The organism is Pseudomonas sp. Y24-6 (assembly GCF_020295325.1).
Lineage (GTDB): Bacteria > Pseudomonadota > Gammaproteobacteria > Pseudomonadales > Pseudomonadaceae > Aquipseudomonas > Aquipseudomonas gregormendelii.
Map to the genome: position 1 here is coordinate 213,176 of NZ_JACBXG010000010.1, position 17,710 is coordinate 230,885.

The window sequence follows — 17,710 nt, forward strand, 5'->3', positions numbered from 1 at the left end:
GTGCAGGACATCCCGGAACCTCGGAACGACAGGCAAAAAAAACCCGCATCGCTGCGGGTTTTTCAATGCTGACTGAAGCCGGACTCAGTTGACCTTGGCGTTCAACTCGCCCTTCAGGTAACGCTGGTACATACCTTCCAGGGAGATCGGCTTGATCTTCGAAGCGTTGCCGGCAGTGCCGAAGGCTTCGTAGCGCGCGATGCACACGTCGCGCATGGCGGTGACGGTAGCGCCGAAGAATTTACGCGGGTCGAACTCGCTTGGGTTGGTAGCCATCAGGCGACGCATCGCACCGGTGGAAGCCAGGCGCAGGTCGGTGTCGATGTTGACCTTGCGCACGCCGTGCTTGATGCCTTCGACGATTTCTTCAACCGGTACGCCGTAGGTTTCTTTAATGTCGCCACCGTACTGGTTGATGATCGCCAGCCAGTCCTGAGGCACCGAAGACGAGCCGTGCATCACCAGGTGAGTGTTGGGGATGCGTTTGTGGATCTCTTTGATACGGTCGATCGCCAGCACGTCGCCGGTAGGCGGCTTGGTGAACTTGTAGGCGCCGTGGCTGGTGCCGATGGCAATTGCCAAGGCGTCGACCTGAGTGCGCTTGACGAAGTCAGCAGCTTCTTCCGGGTCGGTCAGCATCTGGCTGTGATCCAGTACGCCTTCGGCCCCGATGCCGTCTTCTTCACCGGCCATGCCGGTTTCCAGGGAGCCCAGGCAACCCAACTCGCCCTCAACCGAAACACCGCAGGCGTGAGCCATGGCAACGGTTTGCTGGGTGACCCGAATGTTGTAGTCGTAGTCAGTTGGGGTCTTGCCGTCTTCGCCGAGGGAGCCGTCCATCATCACCGAGCTGAAGCCCAGCTGGATCGAGCGCTGGCAGACGTCAGGGCTGGTGCCGTGGTCCTGGTGCATGCACACCGGGATGTGCGGGAATTCTTCGATAGCCGCCAGGATCAGGTGACGCAGGAACGGCGCGCCGGCGTATTTGCGAGCACCGGCCGAAGCCTGGACGATCACCGGGGAGTCAGTCTTGTCAGCGGCTTCCATGATGGCGCGCATCTGCTCAAGGTTGTTGACGTTGAAGGCTGGAACGCCGTAGCCGAACTCGGCTGCGTGGTCCAACATCTGGCGCATGCTGATAAGTGCCATTGTGTGTGTCTCTCCCGGTTTGGGTCGTTAATCGTGCCAGCCTGCCGTAGCGGCGGCGGCTATTCAAGTTATTGCAGATCGGGGGTTGGCCCTGCCTGCGAATTCGGTGTTGCATCGGCCCCCTGTAGAAGCGAGCTTGCTCGCGAAGATGGCCCAGACAGCGCGGGCACTCAGGCACCCAGCGTTATCGTTAACGACCATCGCGAGCAAGCTCGCTCCTACAGATGGCAACCGCGGCCAATCAAATCATTGGTGGCGACCCAGTACACCAGGCCTTCCTCACCTTTCATGTGAAACGCCAGCATGTCGTTGCTGTACAGCGCACCCGAGGCGCCCTGTTCCTGCTTCAGGCGATAGACCTGATCGGCCCCGCCGAGGCGCACATCCACCGCCTCACGGCTGGCATCGGTATAGCGCCACAGCACCTTGGCCTGGCTGTCACAGGTCCAGCTCGTCCAGCTGTCAGTCGGTTCGGCAGGCGTGAACAGGTTGAAGTTCGAGCAACCTGCCAGCAGTGCCAATGCCGTAACGGCGATAAAACCTTTCATCCATGTTCCTCGACTGGCGGCACGCGCCGCCAGCGCTGGGTAAAGAGTCAGACCCGTCAAGGGCAACCATGTTCCTTGGCCGGGGTCCGGGTCTCATATTTCTCCAGGCCATCAGGCCCGGAACGCTTGTTGATCACCGGGTTGGTCTCGGCCTGCCAGTCAGCCTGGTAACAGCCTTTTTCCACCTCGGACGGTGCAGGCTCCGGCTTGGCCTTGGGATTACTCCCGCAGGCGGCCAGCGATGCCACGACGACCAACAGCGCCAGTGTCTTGACCATCTGAACACTCCCTTTCCTGGTCAACAGAGCAGACCTCAGGCCTTGGCCCGGCTTTCCAGGACTTCAACCGCCGGCAGCACTTTGCCTTCGACGAATTCGAGGAACGCACCGCCGCCGGTAGAAATGTAGGAGATCTGGTCGGCAACGCCATATTTATCGATAGCGGCCAGGGTATCTCCGCCACCGGCGATGGAGAAGGCCGAGCTTTCGGCGATGGCCTGGGCCAGGACCTTGGTGCCGTTGCCGAACTGGTCGAACTCGAACACGCCCACCGGGCCGTTCCACAGGATGGTTTTGGACGATTTCAGCAACTCGGCGAAATTCGCCGCGGTCTGCGGGCCGATGTCCAGAATCATGTCATCGGCGGCCACGTCGGCGATCAGCTTGACGGTGGCGGTCGCACTTTCGGCGAACTCCTTGGCCACCACCACGTCTACCGGCAGCGGCACGCTTACCTTGGCGGCGATTGCGCGAGCGGTGTCCAGCAGGTCCGGCTCGTACAGGGATTTACCAACCGGATGGCCGGCTGCGGCCAGGAACGTGTTGGCAATGCCGCCGCCGACGATCAGCTGGTTGCAGATCTGGCTCAGGCTGTTGAGTACGTCGAGCTTGGTCGACACCTTCGAGCCGGCGACGATGGCGGCCATTGGCTGGGCCGGTGCACCCAGGGCTTTGCCCAGAGCGTCCAGTTCAGCCGCGAGCAGCGGACCTGCAGCGGCGACTTTGGCGAATTTGGCCACGCCATGGGTCGAGCCTTCGGCGCGGTGAGCGGTGCCGAAGGCGTCCATCACGAACACGTCGCACAGTGCGGCGTATTGCTGGGCCAGTTCGTCAGCGTTCTTTTTCTCGCCCTTGTTGAAGCGCACGTTTTCGAACAACACGATGTCGCCGGCCTTGACGTCAACGCCGCCCAGGTAATCGGCAACCAGTGGCACTTCGCGGCCCAGGGCCTTGCTCAGGTAATCGGCGACTGGCTTGAGGCTGTTCTCGGCCGAGAACTCGCCTTCGGTCGGACGGCCAAGGTGCGAGCAGACCATCACGGCTGCACCTTTCTCCAGGGCCAGCTTGATGGTCGGCAGCGAAGCCAGGATTCGCGCATCGCTGGTGACAACACCGTCCTTGACTGGGACGTTGAGGTCTTCGCGAATCAGTACGCGCTTACCTTGCAGATCGAGGTCGGTCATCTTCAACACGGTCATGGGTCGCATTTCCTGAGTTACGGCTTTTGAGAAGCAGAGAGTGGAGAAGCTGCTTGCAGATAGTGCTCTGCAACGTCCAGCATTCGGTTGGCAAAACCCCATTCGTTGTCGAACCAGGCCAGGATGTTCACCAGCTTGGGGCCGGAGACCCGAGTCTGACTGGCATCGACGATGGCAGAATGTGGGTCGTGGTTGAAATCACAGCTTGCGTGAGGCAACTCGGTATAGGCGAGCAAGCCCTTGAGCGGACCGCTGGTGGCCGCCTCCCGCAGGATCCGGTTGATCTCGGTGGCATCAGTAGCGGTAGCGGTCTGCATCGTAATGTCGAGGCAGGAGACGTTTACCGTCGGCACCCGCACGGCTTTGGCCTGAATTCTGCCGGCAAGTTCCGGCAACAGGCGTTCGATGCCACGCGCCAGACCAGTGGACACCGGAATCACCGACTGAAACGCCGAACGGGTGCGGCGCAGGTCTTCGTGGTGATAGGCGTCGATCACTGGCTGATCGTTCATCGCCGAGTGAATGGTGGTGATCGACACGTAATCCAGGCCGATGGCCTTGTCCAGCAGGCGCAACAGCGGCACGCCGCAGTTGGTGGTGCAGGACGCGTTGGACACCAGCAGCTCGGCGCCGGTCAGGCAATCCTGGTTCACACCGTAGACGATAGTGGCGTCAACGTCGGCCTCGCTGGCCATCGGCTGGGAAAACAGCACTCGCGGCGCGCCGGCATTGAGGAAACGCTGGCCATCCTCGCGGGTGTGGTAGGCACCAGAGCATTCGAGCACCAGATCGACGTCCAGTGCCGCCCAATCGATGCCTTCGGGCGTAGCACTGCGCAGGACCTTCACGCAGTTGCCATTAATATGCAGACAATCGCCGTCGACTTTCACTTCGCCGGGAAAACGCCCGTGCGTGGAGTCGAAGCGTGTCAGGTATTCGATGCTGGCCATGTCGGCCAGATCGTTGATCGCGACAATCTCAAACCCGGCCTTGTCGCCTCGCTCGAACAACGCACGCAAGACGCAACGACCAATCCGGCCGTAGCCGTTGAGTGCAACTTTGTAAGGACGCGGTTGGGGCATGGGGTTCTCGATTACTGTGGTGAATCCTTTCATTGCACCGTTGCCTGATCGACCGCTATCGCGGGCAAGCCCGCTCCCACAGGACCGATGGAGATCCTTGTGGGAGCGGGCTTGCCCGCGATGGCGTCAGAACAGGCAATACATCACCTGCACTCAGTCTTCCAGCAGCTCTTCAGCCTGACCCAGGATGTTTTCCAGGGTAAAACCGAACTCTTCGAACAAGGCAGGGGCAGGCGCCGACTCGCCGTAGGTGGTCATGCCGATGACGCGGCCTTCCAGGCCCACGTACTTGTACCAGTAGTCCGCATGCGCGGCTTCGATGGCGATACGGGCGCTGACCTGCAACGGCAATACCGATTGCTTGTAGTCGGCATCCTGGGCATCGAACACGCTGGTGCAAGGCATAGACACCACACGCACATTGCGACCTTGCGCAGTCAGCTTGTCGTACGCCTGAACAGCCAGGCCCACTTCCGAACCAGTGGAAATCAGGATCAGCTCAGGCTCGCCCACGCAGTCCTTCAACACGTAGCCGCCACGGGCGATGTCGGCGATCTGGCCGGCATCACGATCCTGATGCTGCAGGTTCTGACGCGAGAAGATCAGCGCCGAAGGGCCGTCCTTGCGCTCGATTGCCAGTTTCCAGCAAACCGCCGATTCAACGGCATCCGCTGGACGCCAGGTATCGAGGTTCGGGGTGCTGCGCAGGCTGGTCAGTTGCTCGATTGGCTGGTGAGTCGGGCCATCTTCCCCCAGGCCGATGGAGTCGTGGGTGTAGACGAACACCACGCGCTTTTTCATCAGCGACGCCATGCGCACTGCGTTGCGTGCGTATTCCATGAACATCAGGAAGGTCGCGCCGTAAGGCACCAGGCCGCCGTGCAGGGCGACGCCGTTCATGATCGCGCTCATGCCGAACTCACGAACGCCGTAGTACATGTAGTTGCCGCTGGCGTCTTCGCCGGTGACACCTTTGCAACCTTTCCACAGGGTCAGGTTGGAACCGGCCAGGTCAGCGGAGCCGCCCAGCAGTTCAGGCAACAGCGGACCGTAGGCATTCAGGGCGTTCTGGCTGGCCTTGCGGCTGGCGATGGTCTCGCCTTTGGCCGCGACTTCAGCAATATAGGCAGAGGCTTTTTCGGCGAAGTCAGCTGGCAATTCACCGCTCAGGCGACGAACCAGTTCGTTGGCCAGGTCAGGGAAGGCAGCGGAATAGGCGGCAAAACGCTGATCCCACTCGGCTTCAGCGGCAAGACCGGCTTCCTTGGCATCCCACTCGGCGTAGATGTCAGCCGGGATTTCGAACGGACCGTGGTTCCAGTTCAGCGCGGTGCGGGTCAGAGCGATTTCCGCATCACCCAGCGGGGCACCGTGGCAGTCTTCTTTACCCTGCTTGTTCGGCGAACCGAAGCCGATCGTGGTCTTGCAGCAGATCAGCGTCGGCTGGTCGCTTTTGCGAGCGGTGTCGATGGCCGTCTTGATTTCTTCAGGGTCGTGACCATCGACGTTGCGGATCACCTGCCAGTTGTAGGCTTCGAAACGCTTTGGCGTGTCGTCGGTGAACCAGCCTTCGACTTCGCCGTCGATGGAAATACCGTTGTCATCGTAGAAGGCGATCAGCTTACCGAGGCCCAAAGTACCGGCCAGGGAGCCGACTTCGTGGGAAATGCCTTCCATCATGCAGCCATCACCCAGGAATACGTAGGTGTGGTGATCAACAACGTTGTGGCCCGGACGGTTGAATTGCGCCGCCAGGACTTTTTCTGCCAGGGCGAAACCAACGGCATTGGCCAGGCCTTGGCCCAGTGGACCGGTGGTGGTTTCAACGCCAGGGGTGTAGCCGAATTCCGGGTGGCCCGGGGTGCGGCTGTGCAGTTGGCGGAAGTTTTTCAGGTCATCGATCGACAGGTCGTAGCCGGTCAGGTGCAGCAGCGAGTAGATCAACATCGAGCCATGGCCGTTGGACAGCACGAAGCGGTCACGGTCAGCGAACGATGGATTGCTCGGGTTGTGCTTCAGGTAGTCACGCCAAAGTACTTCGGCGATATCCGCCATACCCATAGGGGCACCGGGATGGCCGCTGTTGGCTTTTTGCACGGCATCCATGCTGAGGGCACGAATGGCGTTGGCACGCTCACGACGGCTGGGCATCGCTGTTCTCCTGCGGATATTGAATCGAGAGTGAATAAAACGAATCGGAAAAAAGGCGAGCATTTTCCCTCACCGACCGGCCTCGGGGCAATGACAGATAGTCATATGAGGACGTTTTTCCCATGACAGGCGGCGGTTTCGCTTGGTGAAACCTTTCCGCTGTACGTTTGTAGAGTAAAGCAGGCGCCGGGAAGTGCCATCTATCGAGCAATATCAAAACTTTTTGATATTGCTCTTGCGGTGTTTTCGACCCGTGACTAGACTGCCGGCCTTATGAATTTACGCGTGCCATCCATTCAACATGACGACTGCGACGAGCTGGCGGCCCTTTGCAAGGCCGGCGGCGATCCTTTGCGCCTGAATGTGTTGCGCGTGCTGGCCAACGATTCGTTTGGCGTACTGGAACTGGCGCAGATTTTCGGCATGGGTCAGTCGGGCATGAGTCACCACCTCAAAGTACTGGCCCAGGCCGAACTGGTGGCGACTCGCCGTGAAGGCAATGCGATTTTCTATCGTCGCGCCCTGCCCCACACTGAACTGCTGGGCGGCAAGCTGCATGCCGCCCTGCTCGAAGAAGTGGATAACCTGACCCTGCCTGCCGATGTGCAGTCGCGGATCGGTCAGGTCCATGGGCAACGAGCAGCTGCCAGCCAGGACTTCTTCTCGCGGGTCGCAGAAAAATTTCGCGCCCAGCAGGACCTGATTGCCGGCTTGCCGCAGTACCGCGACAGCGTGGTGGCACTGCTCGACAAGCTGGGTTTCGGCGAGAGCGCCACGGCGATCGAAGTGGGCCCCGGTGACGGCGCCTTCCTGCCGGAACTGGCGCGGCGTTTCATGCACGTAACGGCACTGGATAACAGCCCGGCCATGCTTGAACTGGCACGCCAGGTCTGTGAACGCGAAGCCCTGGGCAATGTCAGCCTGCAGCTCGCCGATGCGTTGAACGGCGTCAGCCTCACGGCTGATTGCGTTGTATTGAACATGGTACTGCACCATTTTGCCGCACCGGCTGATGCCCTGAGGCACATGGCCGTTTTGCTGAAACCAGGCGGTAGCCTGTTAGTGACAGAGTTATGTAGCCACAACCAGAGTTGGGCCAAGGAGGCCTGCGGTGATCTCTGGTTGGGGTTTGAACAGGACGATCTGGCCCGTTGGGCCACCGCTGCGGGACTCGTTCCCGGGGAAAGCCTCTATGTAGGCTTACGTAATGGTTTCCAGATTCAGGTCCGCCACTTTCAGCGGCCGGCTGGCGACACTCACCATCGGTAAATTCAGGAAAACATCGAGATGAGCGAATACTCCCTCTTCACCTCCGAGTCCGTGTCTGAAGGGCATCCGGACAAAATCGCCGACCAGATTTCTGATGCGGTGCTGGACGCAATCATTGCTGAAGACAAGTTCGCCCGCGTGGCGTGCGAGACGCTGGTGAAAACGGGCGTGGCGATCATCGCCGGCGAAGTCACCACCTCGGCCTGGGTTGACCTGGAGCAGATCGTTCGTGATGTGATCACCGACATCGGCTACACCAGCTCCGACGTTGGTTTTGACGGTGCGACCTGCGGCGTGATGAACATCATCGGCAAGCAGTCCCCTGACATCAACCAGGGTGTCGACCGTGCCAAGCCTGAAGATCAGGGCGCCGGCGACCAGGGCCTGATGTTCGGCTACGCCAGCAACGAGACCGACGTGCTGATGCCGGCACCAATCACCTTTTCTCACCAGCTGGTACAGCGTCAGGCTGAAGCGCGCAAATCCGGCCTGCTGCCGTGGCTGCGCCCGGACGCCAAGTCTCAGGTCACCTGCCGTTACGAAAACGGCAAAGTCGTGGGCATCGATGCCGTGGTCCTGTCGACCCAGCACAACCCTGAAGTGTCGTACAAAGACCTGCGCGAAGGCGTGATGGAGCTGATCGTCAAGCATGTACTGCCTGCCGAGCTGCTGCACAAGGACACCCAGTTCCACATCAACCCGACTGGCCAGTTCATCATTGGTGGCCCGGTTGGCGACTGCGGCCTGACCGGTCGCAAGATCATCGTCGACACCTACGGCGGCATGGCTCGTCACGGTGGCGGTGCGTTCTCCGGCAAGGATCCTTCCAAGGTTGACCGTTCGGCCGCCTACGCCGGTCGTTACGTGGCCAAGAACATTGTGGCTGCTGGCCTGGCCGAACGTTGCGAGATTCAGGTTTCCTACGCAATCGGCGTGGCCCAGCCTACGTCGATCTCGCTGAACACCTTCGGCACCGGCAAGATCAGCGATGAGAAAATCATCAACCTGGTGCGTGAAGTGTTCGACCTGCGTCCTTACGCCATCACCACCATGCTCGACCTGCTGCACCCGATGTACCAGGAGACCGCCGCTTACGGCCACTTCGGCCGTACCCCGGAAACCAAGACCGTGGGCGAAGACACCTTCACCACGTTCACCTGGGAAAAAACCGACCGCGCCGACGCCCTGCGTTCCGCTGCTGGTTTGTAAGACTTCCCCGGCGGTACCCAAAGCCCCGCACGGTTCGCCGTGCGGGGCTTTTTTTGGCTGTGTCTCAAGCTCAGCACTGTGGGAGCGAGCCTGCTCGCGATGGGGCAGGCCCATTCACCGCGGGAAATACCAGGCAAAACACTCACCCTCCGGGCCTGGCAATACTGACTAATCTTCAACAACCCCCAATGAGCAAGGACGCTCACGATGCGCTTGTTGATCGCTATTCTCCTGACCTTCCTCTCGCTCTCCGTCCACGCAGCCCAATGCCCCGACTGGCCCCCCGGGCGAGGCCAGGAAGAAATCAGCGCCCTGCAAAAACAGATCGACCTGTGGGACGACAGCTACCATCGCCAAGGCCAGTCCATGGTCGCCGACGAACTTTACGATCAAGCCCGCGCTCAACTGACCAACTGGCAGCAATGCTTCAATCTGGACGCGCCGGCAGATCCACTACGCACCGCTGGCGGCTCGATTACCCATCCCATCCCGCACACCGGCCTGGCCAAACTCATTGATGGCGCAGCCATTGAAGACTGGCTGAAAAATCGTAACGAAGTCTGGGTTCAACCCAAGGTCGATGGCGTGGCAGTGAGCCTGGTGTATGAGAAAGGTGTACTGGTGCGCGCGATCAGTCGCGGCAACGGGGTGCAGGGCAAGGACTGGACCGCATCGGCGCGGCGGATTGGCGGCATCCCGCAACAGCTTTCGCAACCCCGGGACCTGGTGGTGCAAGGTGAATTGTATTGGCGCCTGGATGGCCACGTTCAAGCCAGTGCCGGCAGCCTCAATGCTCGGGGCAACGTCGCCGGGCTGATGGCGCGCAAGCAACTAAGCGCGCAGGACGCCGCAGGCATCGGCCTGTTCGTGTGGGAATGGCCAGAAGGCCCAGCCAGTCTTTCCGCGCGCATTGCCGCCCTGGACGCATTGGGATTCGATAGCACCGCGCCCTTGAGCCACCCGATCGCGGAACTGGCCGACGTCGTGCGCTGGCGTGAGCATTGGTACCGCTCACCCCTGCCTTTCGCCAGCGATGGCATTGTCCTGCGCCAGGACGAGCGCACCTCTGCCGATCGCTGGCAAGCCAAGGCGCCCTACTGGATCGCGGCCTGGAAATACCCTTTCGCCCAGGCGCTGGCCGAAGTTCGCAAGGTCCATTTCAACATCGGACGCACTGGCCGGATCACTCCAGTGCTGGATGTATCGCCGATATGGCTCGATGATCGCCAGATCAAGCGCGTCAGCGTCAGTTCCCTGCCACGCTGGCAAGCGCTGGATATCCGCCCTGGCGACCAGGTGTCCATCAGCCTGGCCGGCCTGACCATTCCAAGGCTGGACGGCGTCATACTGCGTAGCGTCGAGCGCGTTCACATGGAGGTTCCAGAAGCTGCGGATTTTCATCAGCTCAGTTGCTGGCAACCCACTCAGGGCTGTCAAAGCCAGTTTCTCGCGCGACTGACCTGGCTCAGCGGCAAGCAAGGGCTGGACATGCCAAACATCGGCCCGGGCACCTGGGAGAAACTTCTGGAAACAGGCCGACTGAAGGGACTGCTGGATTGGTTGACCCTCGATGCTCAAGAGCTTGCTAACATTAACGGTTTCGGCGAGCGCAGCACGGCTCAGCTTTTAAACAGCTTCAACAGCGCCCGACAACGTCCGTTCGCACGCTGGCTCAATGCGTTGGGCATGCCGCCAATCGGTCAGGCACAGCTTGCTGATTCGTGGCGGGAACTGGCGCAACGTGAAACCGAACAATGGCAGGCCCAGGCCGGTATAGGCCCGGGACGCGCGGCGCAATTAAGCGCGTTTTTCCGTGACCCGCAGGTCCTGGCCTTGAGCGAAACATTACGTATGGCGGGAGTTGACGGTTTTTAGCGGCCGGCAATACCGTGCATACGGGAACCCATAGGTGCCGATCCGGCTCAAACGGCCCGTCGTCACACCGACACGATTGCCTTTACACATGGAGCTTTTATGAAATTTCTTTCTCCACTCGCCCTGTTGACGCTTTGCAGCGTCATGGCCGCTCCACTGATGGCCGCTGAAGAGGCTCCCGGCCTGACCGGTTGCGCGGCCAAGAAACAGGGCATCATGAACCAGATCGAACTGGCCAAGTCCCACGGTAATGCTGATCAACAGGCCGGCCTGGAAAAAGCCCTGAGCGAAGTCACCACCCACTGCACCGACGCATCGCTGCAGAAAGAACGGGAAAACAAGGTGCTGGACGCCAAGCATGAAGTCAGCAAGCGCCAGGCAGACCTGGACAAGGCCATGAAGAAAGGCGACCCGGAGAAGATCAACAAACGCAAAGACAAGCTCGCCGAGTCCCGCAAGGAATTGCAGGAAGCGCTGGATGAGCTGGATAAATAAATATAAAGAATGACCGAAGCTTTCGGTTGCTCTGACTGGCCTCTTCGCGATCAAGTCGAATCGTCAGCCAGAGCGCTGCAAATCAATGATCCCGAAATTCTTTATGGCACGCACTGCAGGCATCTTCGACTTTCTGCACCGCCGGCCCCAGGTTGCTGGCCTTGTAGGGTTGAACCTTGCTGGCAACCACCAATTCACCGGTGGCGGCTTCAAGCGTGCGAGCCATTTCCTGGAAGCGTGCCTGTTTCTGCCAGACATCATCTTTGGCGCTGGTGTGATCTTCTTCGCGCACCTGCGGGAAATGTTTCCAGGGCTCATGGGACAAGGCATCGAGCTTCACGGCACCGTCAGCGAACTTCGCGCCATCGAATGCAATGCGACCCCGCAACATGCCACCCAGGTCTTCAGCGGTCTTGAGCATCTGTTTGAAAATCGCCTTGCGCTGGCCCAGCGGCGAATCCGGGTCGACGCCGCCACAAGCAGTCAACGTCAGGCAGGCGAGCAATACAACGGAAAGTCTTTTAAGAGTCATGGTGGCTTCAGGTCACGGGAACGGCGGCCAGTATCCTCGCGTCATCCGTAAAGACCAATAGCCCTATTATCAATATGGGTTGTTCGAGCGCATGGAGCACTCAGGCAACCGGCAAAGGAATTACTCCATGATCAGCTGCATCAAGGCATGGCGCCCTCGCCTGTCCTGGACTCTCCCGATAGTCGCCGTGCTCGCCGGCTGCACCGGGGGCGAAAACACCCCACCCAAAACCCACGCGCTGGCGACTTACTCCAGCGCCACCTGGGAAGCGTTGCCAACGGTGTCGGACAACGACCTGATCGCCGGCTTCGGTTCGTGGCGCAGCGCCTGTAACCGACTCAAGGCCGACGCGGTCTGGGGCGCCACTTGTGCGGCCTCCGCCAACGTCCCGGCAACCGCCAACGAAATCCGCGGATTCCTCAAGCAACACCTGGACGTCTACGGCTTGCGCGCTGCCAATGACAACCCCAACGGCCTGATCACCGGTTATTACGAACCGGTCTACCCTGGCAGCCTGACTCAGACTGCAGTGGCGAATATTCCGGTGTACGGCGTGCCGGAGGACATGATCATTGTCTCGCTGGACAGCATCTACCCGGAACTCAAAGGCAAACGCCTGCGCGGAAGGCTCGAAGGTCGCGTACTCAAGCCCTACGACGATGCAGCCACCATCGAAACCAAAGGGGTGAAGGCACCCGTCGTGGCCTGGCTGACCGACCCGATGAATCTGCAATTCCTGCAGATCCAGGGTTCGGGTCGCATCCAGCTCGATGATGGCCGTCAGTTGCGCATTGCTTACGCCGATCAAAACGGCCACCCCTATCGACCGATCGGCCGCTGGCTGGTGGAACAGGGCGAGCTGAAAAAAGAAGATGTGACGATGGGCGCCATCAGTGATTGGGCCAAGGCCAATCCGGCTCGCATACCGGAGCTACTTGGCAGCAACCCGAGCTACGTGTTTTTCACCCGCAATCCGGACAGCAACGAAGGCCCTCGCGGGTCGCTCAACGTACCGCTCACCGCCGGCTACAGCGCGGCGGTTGATCGCAAGGTGATCCCGCTGGGCAGCCTGTTGTGGCTTTCCACCACCCGACCTGACGGAACGGCGCTGGTTCGACCGGTAGCGGCACAGGATACTGGCGGAGCGATTGCCGGCGAAGTACGCGCGGACCTGTTCTGGGGCACCGGTGAAGCTGCCGGGCAGTTGGCCGGGGATATGAAACAGCAGGGTCAGATCTGGATGTTATGGCCCAAGGGCGCGGCGTTGCCGCAGGTGCCTCAGGTGGCTGACAAACTCTAGACGATGACAAAGATCGCAGCCTCGTTGCACTCGACAGCTCCTACACAGCTCCTGCAGGGATCTGCGTAGGAGCTGTCGAGGGCAACGAGGCTGCGATCTCCTGATCTTACGCCGACACCACAAACAAACTGATAATCAGGCCCATCCCCACAAACCACACCAACGACCGCAAGATCGCCCAATCTGCCAGGTAGCAGATGATGTAGAGCAAGCGGCTGGTGATAAACAACACCGACAGCACATTGATCGTCACCAGTTCCGCATTGCCGGCCAGGTGCGCCACGATCACCGCAGCTGCAAACGCTGGGGTCACTTCGAAGCTGTTCAGTTGCGCCGCATGCGCGCGTCGACCAAACCCATTCAACGATTCAAGAAAGTCCCGAGGGTCGTGGTTGTCTTTCAACCTGTACCCACCACTGATCTTGGCCACGCCGACGCAGACGTAGGGCAGAAATATCGCGATCAAGATGCACCACAGAGCAACCGTCATAAAGCAGTCCCTTTTCAAGTTCCAGAATTGTTATCAGCGTTAAAACTTCATCACCAGCATGCCGATCAGTACCAGCCCACAGGCTAAGAGCCGCGGCCGGCCGAAAGGTTCTTTCAGGTAGCGCATGCCGAACAGCACCACCAGGATCACACTGATCTCGCGCAACGCCGCCGCTTCGGCAATCGAGCCCAGCTGCATGGCCCACAGCACCAGAGCGTAGCTGAACAATACGCAGAATCCGACAGCCAATCCCAGCCGCCATTGTTCGCGCCAGAACAGCATGAACGTCGGTCGCTTGCGCACCAGTGCCAGCAATGGAAAAGGCCAGGCGCTGATCAGCGTCACCCACACCAGGTAATCCAATGGATGTGACCAGCGCCGCAAAGCCTGGCCGTCGATAAAGGTGTAGCAGCCAATACACAGGCCGATCAACGCCACCACCGGCAACATCGACCACGGCAGCCGCGCCCCGCCTCCGCCTTGCCACAGCAGGCACAGCATGCCGAGCGGGATCAGCAAGATGCCGAAGATCTGCTGATGGGTCAGTACCTCTCCGGCGAAAATCAGTGTCAGCGCCAGCACCACCAACGGCGACAATCCGCGCATCAGTGGATACACCAGCCCGAGGTCACCGACCCTGTACGCCTGGATCAGCAGATAACGATAGAGCAACTCGAAGGCCGCCGACGCAAGAATCCAAGGCCAGATCTCCTGCGGCGGCCACTCCACGAAAGGCAACATGACGGCCACGAACAACAGGGCCACGCTGTCCATACAGGCAACTACCAGCAGCCGTTCGGCGCTGAATTTGATCAATGTATTCCACGCCGCGTGCAACAGCGCCGCCACTAACACCAAAGCCGTTGCAAGCACGGCATGCTCCTTTCGTTACCCACTCCCCTGTAGGAGCGAGCTCGCGATGGACGTCAACGATAACGCGCGCCTTCTGGATCAACGCATCGCCATCATTTTTTTTGCGAGCAAGCCTCTCCCAAGGGAAACGGGAGAATTGATTCGCCATATGTCAGCAGCTGTTTATACTGCAAGCGACCACGCCGCACTCAGTTGCGCACAGACTAATTCCAATAATTTTTGCCCGCGCCCCACTCTGTTCCAGAGCGGTCTCTGGCATGCGTATGCCTGATCACAGCGTCAAGACTACCGACAGAGAACTTGCGCATGCCACTCGCCTTATTCGCCCTCGCTGTTGCCGCATTCGGCATCGGCACCACTGAATTCGTCATCATGGGGCTGCTGCCCGACGTCGCCCGCGACCTTGCAGTAAGCATCCCTCACGCCGGCCTGCTGATCACCGGGTACGCCCTGGGTGTGGTGTTCGGCGCGCCGATCCTCGCGATCGGCACCGCCAACATGCCGCGCAAGGCGACGCTGCTGGGCATGACGCTGATGTTCATCCTCGGCAACATTCTGTGTGCCCTGGCGCCGAACTACGCGACGCTGATGGCCGCTCGCGTGGTCACGGCCCTGTGCCACGGGGCGTTTTTCGGCATTGGTTCGGTGGTCGCCGCCGGCCTGGTAGCACCGAACAAACGCGCCCAGGCGATTGCCATGATGTTTACCGGCCTGACTCTGGCCAATGTGCTGGGGGTACCACTGGGCACCGCCCTCGGACAATACGCCGGCTGGCGTTCGACGTTCTGGGCAGTCTCGGTGATTGGTGTGATTGCGGCCATCGCCCAGTGGGCTTGGCTGCCTAAGGACATCGCCATGGACAAGGCCAACCTTGCCAGCGAGTTCAAGGTGCTGGGCAAGGCCAATGTGTTGATGGCGCTGGGCATGAGCGTGCTGGCGTCAACCAGTCTGTTCAGTGTGTTCACCTACATTGCGCCGATCCTGCAGGACATTACTGGCGTCAGCCCCCATGGCGTGACCATCATGCTGCTGTTGTTTGGCGTCGGCCTCACGGCAGGCAGCATGCTCGGCGGCCGGCTGGCGGACAGCCGCCTGCTGCCGTCATTGGTGGGCATGGCACTGGCGGTAGTGGTGGTGCTTGCAGCTTTCACGCAGACCAGCCACTCGGTCATCCCGGCAGCCATCACGCTGGTGTTGTGGGGCATTTTCGCTTTCGCGCTGTGCCCGATCCTGCAACTGCTGATCATCGACCAGGCTCATGAGGCACCGAACCTGGGTTCGACCCTGAACCAGAGCGCATTTAACCTGGGCAACGCCGCCGGCGCCTGGATCGGCGGGCTGGTGGTCGCCAGCGGCGCCGACCTTGCCGACCTGCCCTGGACCGGCGCGCTGGTCAGTGGCCTGACAGTGGTGATGGCGCTGTACTTCATCTATCGGCAACGACGTGAAGTCCGGCTGGCCAACGCCACCAGCTGATAACGGGAGTCTTCAGCCGAACAAATCCCTGCACGAACTCACCGAAAAACCGACTACCGCCCAGCGCTCGACTCAGCCAACGCGGCCGCCACCTGCCGCTCGATGTCCCGCTCATCGAGCCCGCGGCCGAAATGCTTGAGGTAGCGGCCCTGGCTGTCCAGCAGAAACAGGATGGTCGAGTGGTCCATCATGTACTGGTCCGGTTTATCGCCAGACGGCACTTTCTTGTAGTAGACGTGGTAGGCGTCGGTGATTTTTGCGATCTGCTGCGACGTTCCGGTCAGGCCGACAAAGTCATTGGCAAAATATTTCACGTACACCTTGAGCTTGTCCGGCGTGTCGCGCTCCGGATCCACCGTCACGAAAACAGGGCGCACCTTGATGCCCTGCTCCTGCTGCAGCTGCCGACTGATACGCGCCATTTTCGCCAGATCGGTAGGGCAAATGGCCGGGCAGGTCATAAATCCGAAGTAGAGCAGTACCGGCGCCCCAAAGCTCTTTTCGGTGACCCGCTGGCCATTTTGATTGGTCAGTTGAAAGGGCCCGCCGATGTCGGTTCGGGCTGCGGCAACTACATCGGCCGTGAGCCCCATCAGCAGCAGGACGCCGGCCGCCATTAACAGCTTCATTGATCAGAACCCTCCCGAATAAGTCAGCGCCAGGCCCACCAGTTCGGACATTTCACCGTCCTGTTTCTGCGTGCCGGCGGACAACCCGAGCTTGATCTGGCCGGTGATGTCGTAGGTCACGCTCAGTTCGTTGAGGTAATCCTGGCGACTCGCGCCGCCCGTGGAAGGCCGATGCTTATCGGTGCGCGTCGCACCCACCGCCCAGTCGCCGAAATCGAAGGTCAGGGAAGTGGTCAGGTAGCGCGTGTCATTGCCCTCGATCGCGTCTTCGTTATCGACGTCGGCAAACTCGATGAAGGGCACGATATCGAAGTAGCGACCGGCCAGCGTCGGTGCCAGCTCGGTGCTCGGCGCATAGGCCCAGATGTAGCGAGCGGAGGCGATCTTGATTTTCTCATCCGCCGCACCGCCAAAGGGTGGCGAGGTTTGCTCCACGTCATCCCCGGCCTTGTTGAGCATGTAGCCAACCTGCATTTCCAGGAACGGGATAGCCGGTATCGCCAGCCAGTTTACCGACACGGCATACGAATCGAGCTTGCCGGTGTTCGAGGGACCGCCGTCAGAACGCTGCAGCTTCTCATCATGGCGCAGGTAGGGTCGCCCGAGAAACGAATTGTCAGCGGTATAGAGGCTGACATTGGGCTCGATCATCCCCAGTTGCTGATCGAAGAAACGATAGGCCACTGTGCCACCGAGCATGCCGTCCAGGTCGTAGGTGCTGACGAAATCCTCGGTGTAGAGGCCTGGCGCCTGGTCCTGGGCGCGACCGAACGGCACGTGGTATTTGCCGATCATGAACGCGCAATTGGCATTGTTCTGGTAGTAGTTGAGGTCATTGATGACCAAGCCCACGTCCTCGAAAAAACGCTTTTGACCTGGCTCGGGCCCCTGGACCGGATTGATCTCGGTGGACAGCTGGATCTGCTGGTCATGGGTCAAGCGAAAGTAAAACGTGCTGTTGATATCCGGGTAGGCATCCGTGCTGTTGCGATTGCCACCCTGGGGCGAGTCGCCATGTACATGGTCATATTGGAAGGTTGCGTCGTAATCCATGCCAACATTGGGATACTGCCCGTCATCGGCCGACACCAGATCGCCGCCGCACACCGACCCCAGCAGCACGACAGCCAATCGATAGTTACTCATGGCGCCCCC

The 17,710-nt window shown here is 60.2% G+C and carries 18 protein-coding genes; 7 read left to right on the forward strand and 11 right to left on the reverse strand.

Translation table 11 applies throughout. From position 1 onward, the window contains the following. Positions 1-84: 84 nt before the first annotated feature. The 6 genes from fba to tkt all read right to left on the reverse strand — a co-directional run bounded on the left by fba (position 85) and on the right by tkt (position 6,407). Positions 85-1,149, reverse strand: a complete 1,065-nt coding sequence (gene fba / locus HYI44_RS19960) for a class II fructose-bisphosphate aldolase (RefSeq protein WP_008151974.1) — start codon at positions 1,147-1,149, stop codon at positions 85-87. Between the two features lie 218 nt (positions 1,150-1,367). Next, positions 1,368-1,697, reverse strand: coding sequence for an MliC family protein (locus tag HYI44_RS19965; RefSeq protein ID WP_122841176.1), 330 nt, complete (start codon positions 1,695-1,697; stop codon positions 1,368-1,370). A 56-nt stretch (positions 1,698-1,753) separates the two neighbouring features. After that, positions 1,754-1,975 carry a lipoprotein gene (locus HYI44_RS19970; protein ID WP_045059866.1) on the reverse strand — a complete coding sequence of 74 codons (222 nt, stop codon included), beginning with the start codon at positions 1,973-1,975 and terminating at the stop codon, positions 1,754-1,756. Positions 1,976-2,010: 35 nt separating this feature from the next. Continuing rightward, positions 2,011-3,174, reverse strand: a complete 1,164-nt coding sequence (locus tag HYI44_RS19975; RefSeq protein WP_033060390.1) for a phosphoglycerate kinase — start codon at positions 3,172-3,174, stop codon at positions 2,011-2,013. Positions 3,175-3,191: 17 nt separating this feature from the next. Then, positions 3,192-4,256 carry an erythrose-4-phosphate dehydrogenase gene (gene epd / locus HYI44_RS19980; protein WP_122841285.1) on the reverse strand — a complete coding sequence of 355 codons (1,065 nt, stop codon included), beginning with the start codon at positions 4,254-4,256 and terminating at the stop codon, positions 3,192-3,194. A 153-nt stretch (positions 4,257-4,409) separates the two neighbouring features. After that, on the reverse strand, positions 4,410-6,407 hold the full coding sequence (tkt, locus tag HYI44_RS19985) for a transketolase (RefSeq protein WP_045059863.1): 1,998 nt from the start codon (positions 6,405-6,407) through the stop codon (positions 4,410-4,412). 273 nt (positions 6,408-6,680) lie between these two features. Here tkt and HYI44_RS19990 point away from each other — a divergent pair, with 273 nt between their 5' ends. The 4 genes from HYI44_RS19990 (at position 6,681) to HYI44_RS20005 (ending at position 11,255) form a co-directional block, all read left to right on the forward strand. Then, positions 6,681-7,676: an ArsR/SmtB family transcription factor gene (locus tag HYI44_RS19990; RefSeq protein ID WP_045059862.1), complete on the forward strand. Its 996-nt coding sequence runs from the start codon at positions 6,681-6,683 to the stop codon at positions 7,674-7,676. 18 nt (positions 7,677-7,694) lie between these two features. Next, positions 7,695-8,885 (forward strand): methionine adenosyltransferase, encoded by a 1,191-nt coding sequence (metK, locus tag HYI44_RS19995; protein ID WP_045059861.1) that lies wholly within the window; start codon positions 7,695-7,697, stop codon positions 8,883-8,885. Between the two features lie 207 nt (positions 8,886-9,092). After that, positions 9,093-10,760 carry an NAD-dependent DNA ligase LigB gene (gene ligB / locus HYI44_RS20000; protein ID WP_225570276.1) on the forward strand — a complete coding sequence of 556 codons (1,668 nt, stop codon included), beginning with the start codon at positions 9,093-9,095 and terminating at the stop codon, positions 10,758-10,760. Positions 10,761-10,859: 99 nt separating this feature from the next. Next, positions 10,860-11,255, forward strand: a complete 396-nt coding sequence (locus tag HYI44_RS20005; protein WP_225570277.1) for a DUF1090 domain-containing protein — start codon at positions 10,860-10,862, stop codon at positions 11,253-11,255. 82 nt (positions 11,256-11,337) lie between these two features. Here HYI44_RS20005 and HYI44_RS20010 read toward each other — a convergent pair whose 3' ends face one another. After that, positions 11,338-11,787, reverse strand: coding sequence for a c-type cytochrome (locus tag HYI44_RS20010; RefSeq protein ID WP_122841174.1), 450 nt, complete (start codon positions 11,785-11,787; stop codon positions 11,338-11,340). A gap of 127 nt (positions 11,788-11,914) precedes the next feature. Here HYI44_RS20010 and HYI44_RS20015 point away from each other — a divergent pair, with 127 nt between their 5' ends. Continuing rightward, positions 11,915-13,087: a murein transglycosylase A gene (locus HYI44_RS20015; RefSeq protein WP_122841173.1), complete on the forward strand. Its 1,173-nt coding sequence runs from the start codon at positions 11,915-11,917 to the stop codon at positions 13,085-13,087. 106 nt (positions 13,088-13,193) lie between these two features. Here HYI44_RS20015 and HYI44_RS20020 read toward each other — a convergent pair whose 3' ends face one another. After that, a complete protein-coding gene (locus HYI44_RS20020) occupies positions 13,194-13,577 on the reverse strand; it encodes an MAPEG family protein (protein ID WP_122841172.1) in 384 nt (127 codons plus the stop codon). Between the two features lie 39 nt (positions 13,578-13,616). Then, complete coding sequence (locus HYI44_RS20025; RefSeq protein ID WP_122841171.1) at positions 13,617-14,450, reverse strand: EamA family transporter; 834 nt, start codon at positions 14,448-14,450, stop codon at positions 13,617-13,619. A gap of 46 nt (positions 14,451-14,496) precedes the next feature. Here HYI44_RS20025 and HYI44_RS20030 point away from each other — a divergent pair, with 46 nt between their 5' ends. Both HYI44_RS20030 and HYI44_RS20035 read left to right on the forward strand, forming a co-directional pair. After that, positions 14,497-14,721: a hypothetical protein gene (locus HYI44_RS20030; protein ID WP_225570278.1), complete on the forward strand. Its 225-nt coding sequence runs from the start codon at positions 14,497-14,499 to the stop codon at positions 14,719-14,721. A 35-nt stretch (positions 14,722-14,756) separates the two neighbouring features. After that, positions 14,757-15,926 (forward strand): MFS transporter, encoded by a 1,170-nt coding sequence (locus HYI44_RS20035; protein ID WP_122841169.1) that lies wholly within the window; start codon positions 14,757-14,759, stop codon positions 15,924-15,926. 53 nt (positions 15,927-15,979) lie between these two features. Here HYI44_RS20035 and HYI44_RS20040 read toward each other — a convergent pair whose 3' ends face one another. Both HYI44_RS20040 and HYI44_RS20045 read right to left on the reverse strand, forming a co-directional pair. Further along, the gene (locus HYI44_RS20040) at positions 15,980-16,555 is read right to left on the reverse strand and encodes an SCO family protein (protein WP_201148150.1); all 576 of its coding nucleotides are present in this window, start codon (positions 16,553-16,555) and stop codon (positions 15,980-15,982) included. A gap of 3 nt (positions 16,556-16,558) precedes the next feature. Then, complete coding sequence (locus HYI44_RS20045; protein WP_225570279.1) at positions 16,559-17,701, reverse strand: hypothetical protein; 1,143 nt, start codon at positions 17,699-17,701, stop codon at positions 16,559-16,561. Positions 17,702-17,710 lie beyond the last annotated feature (9 nt).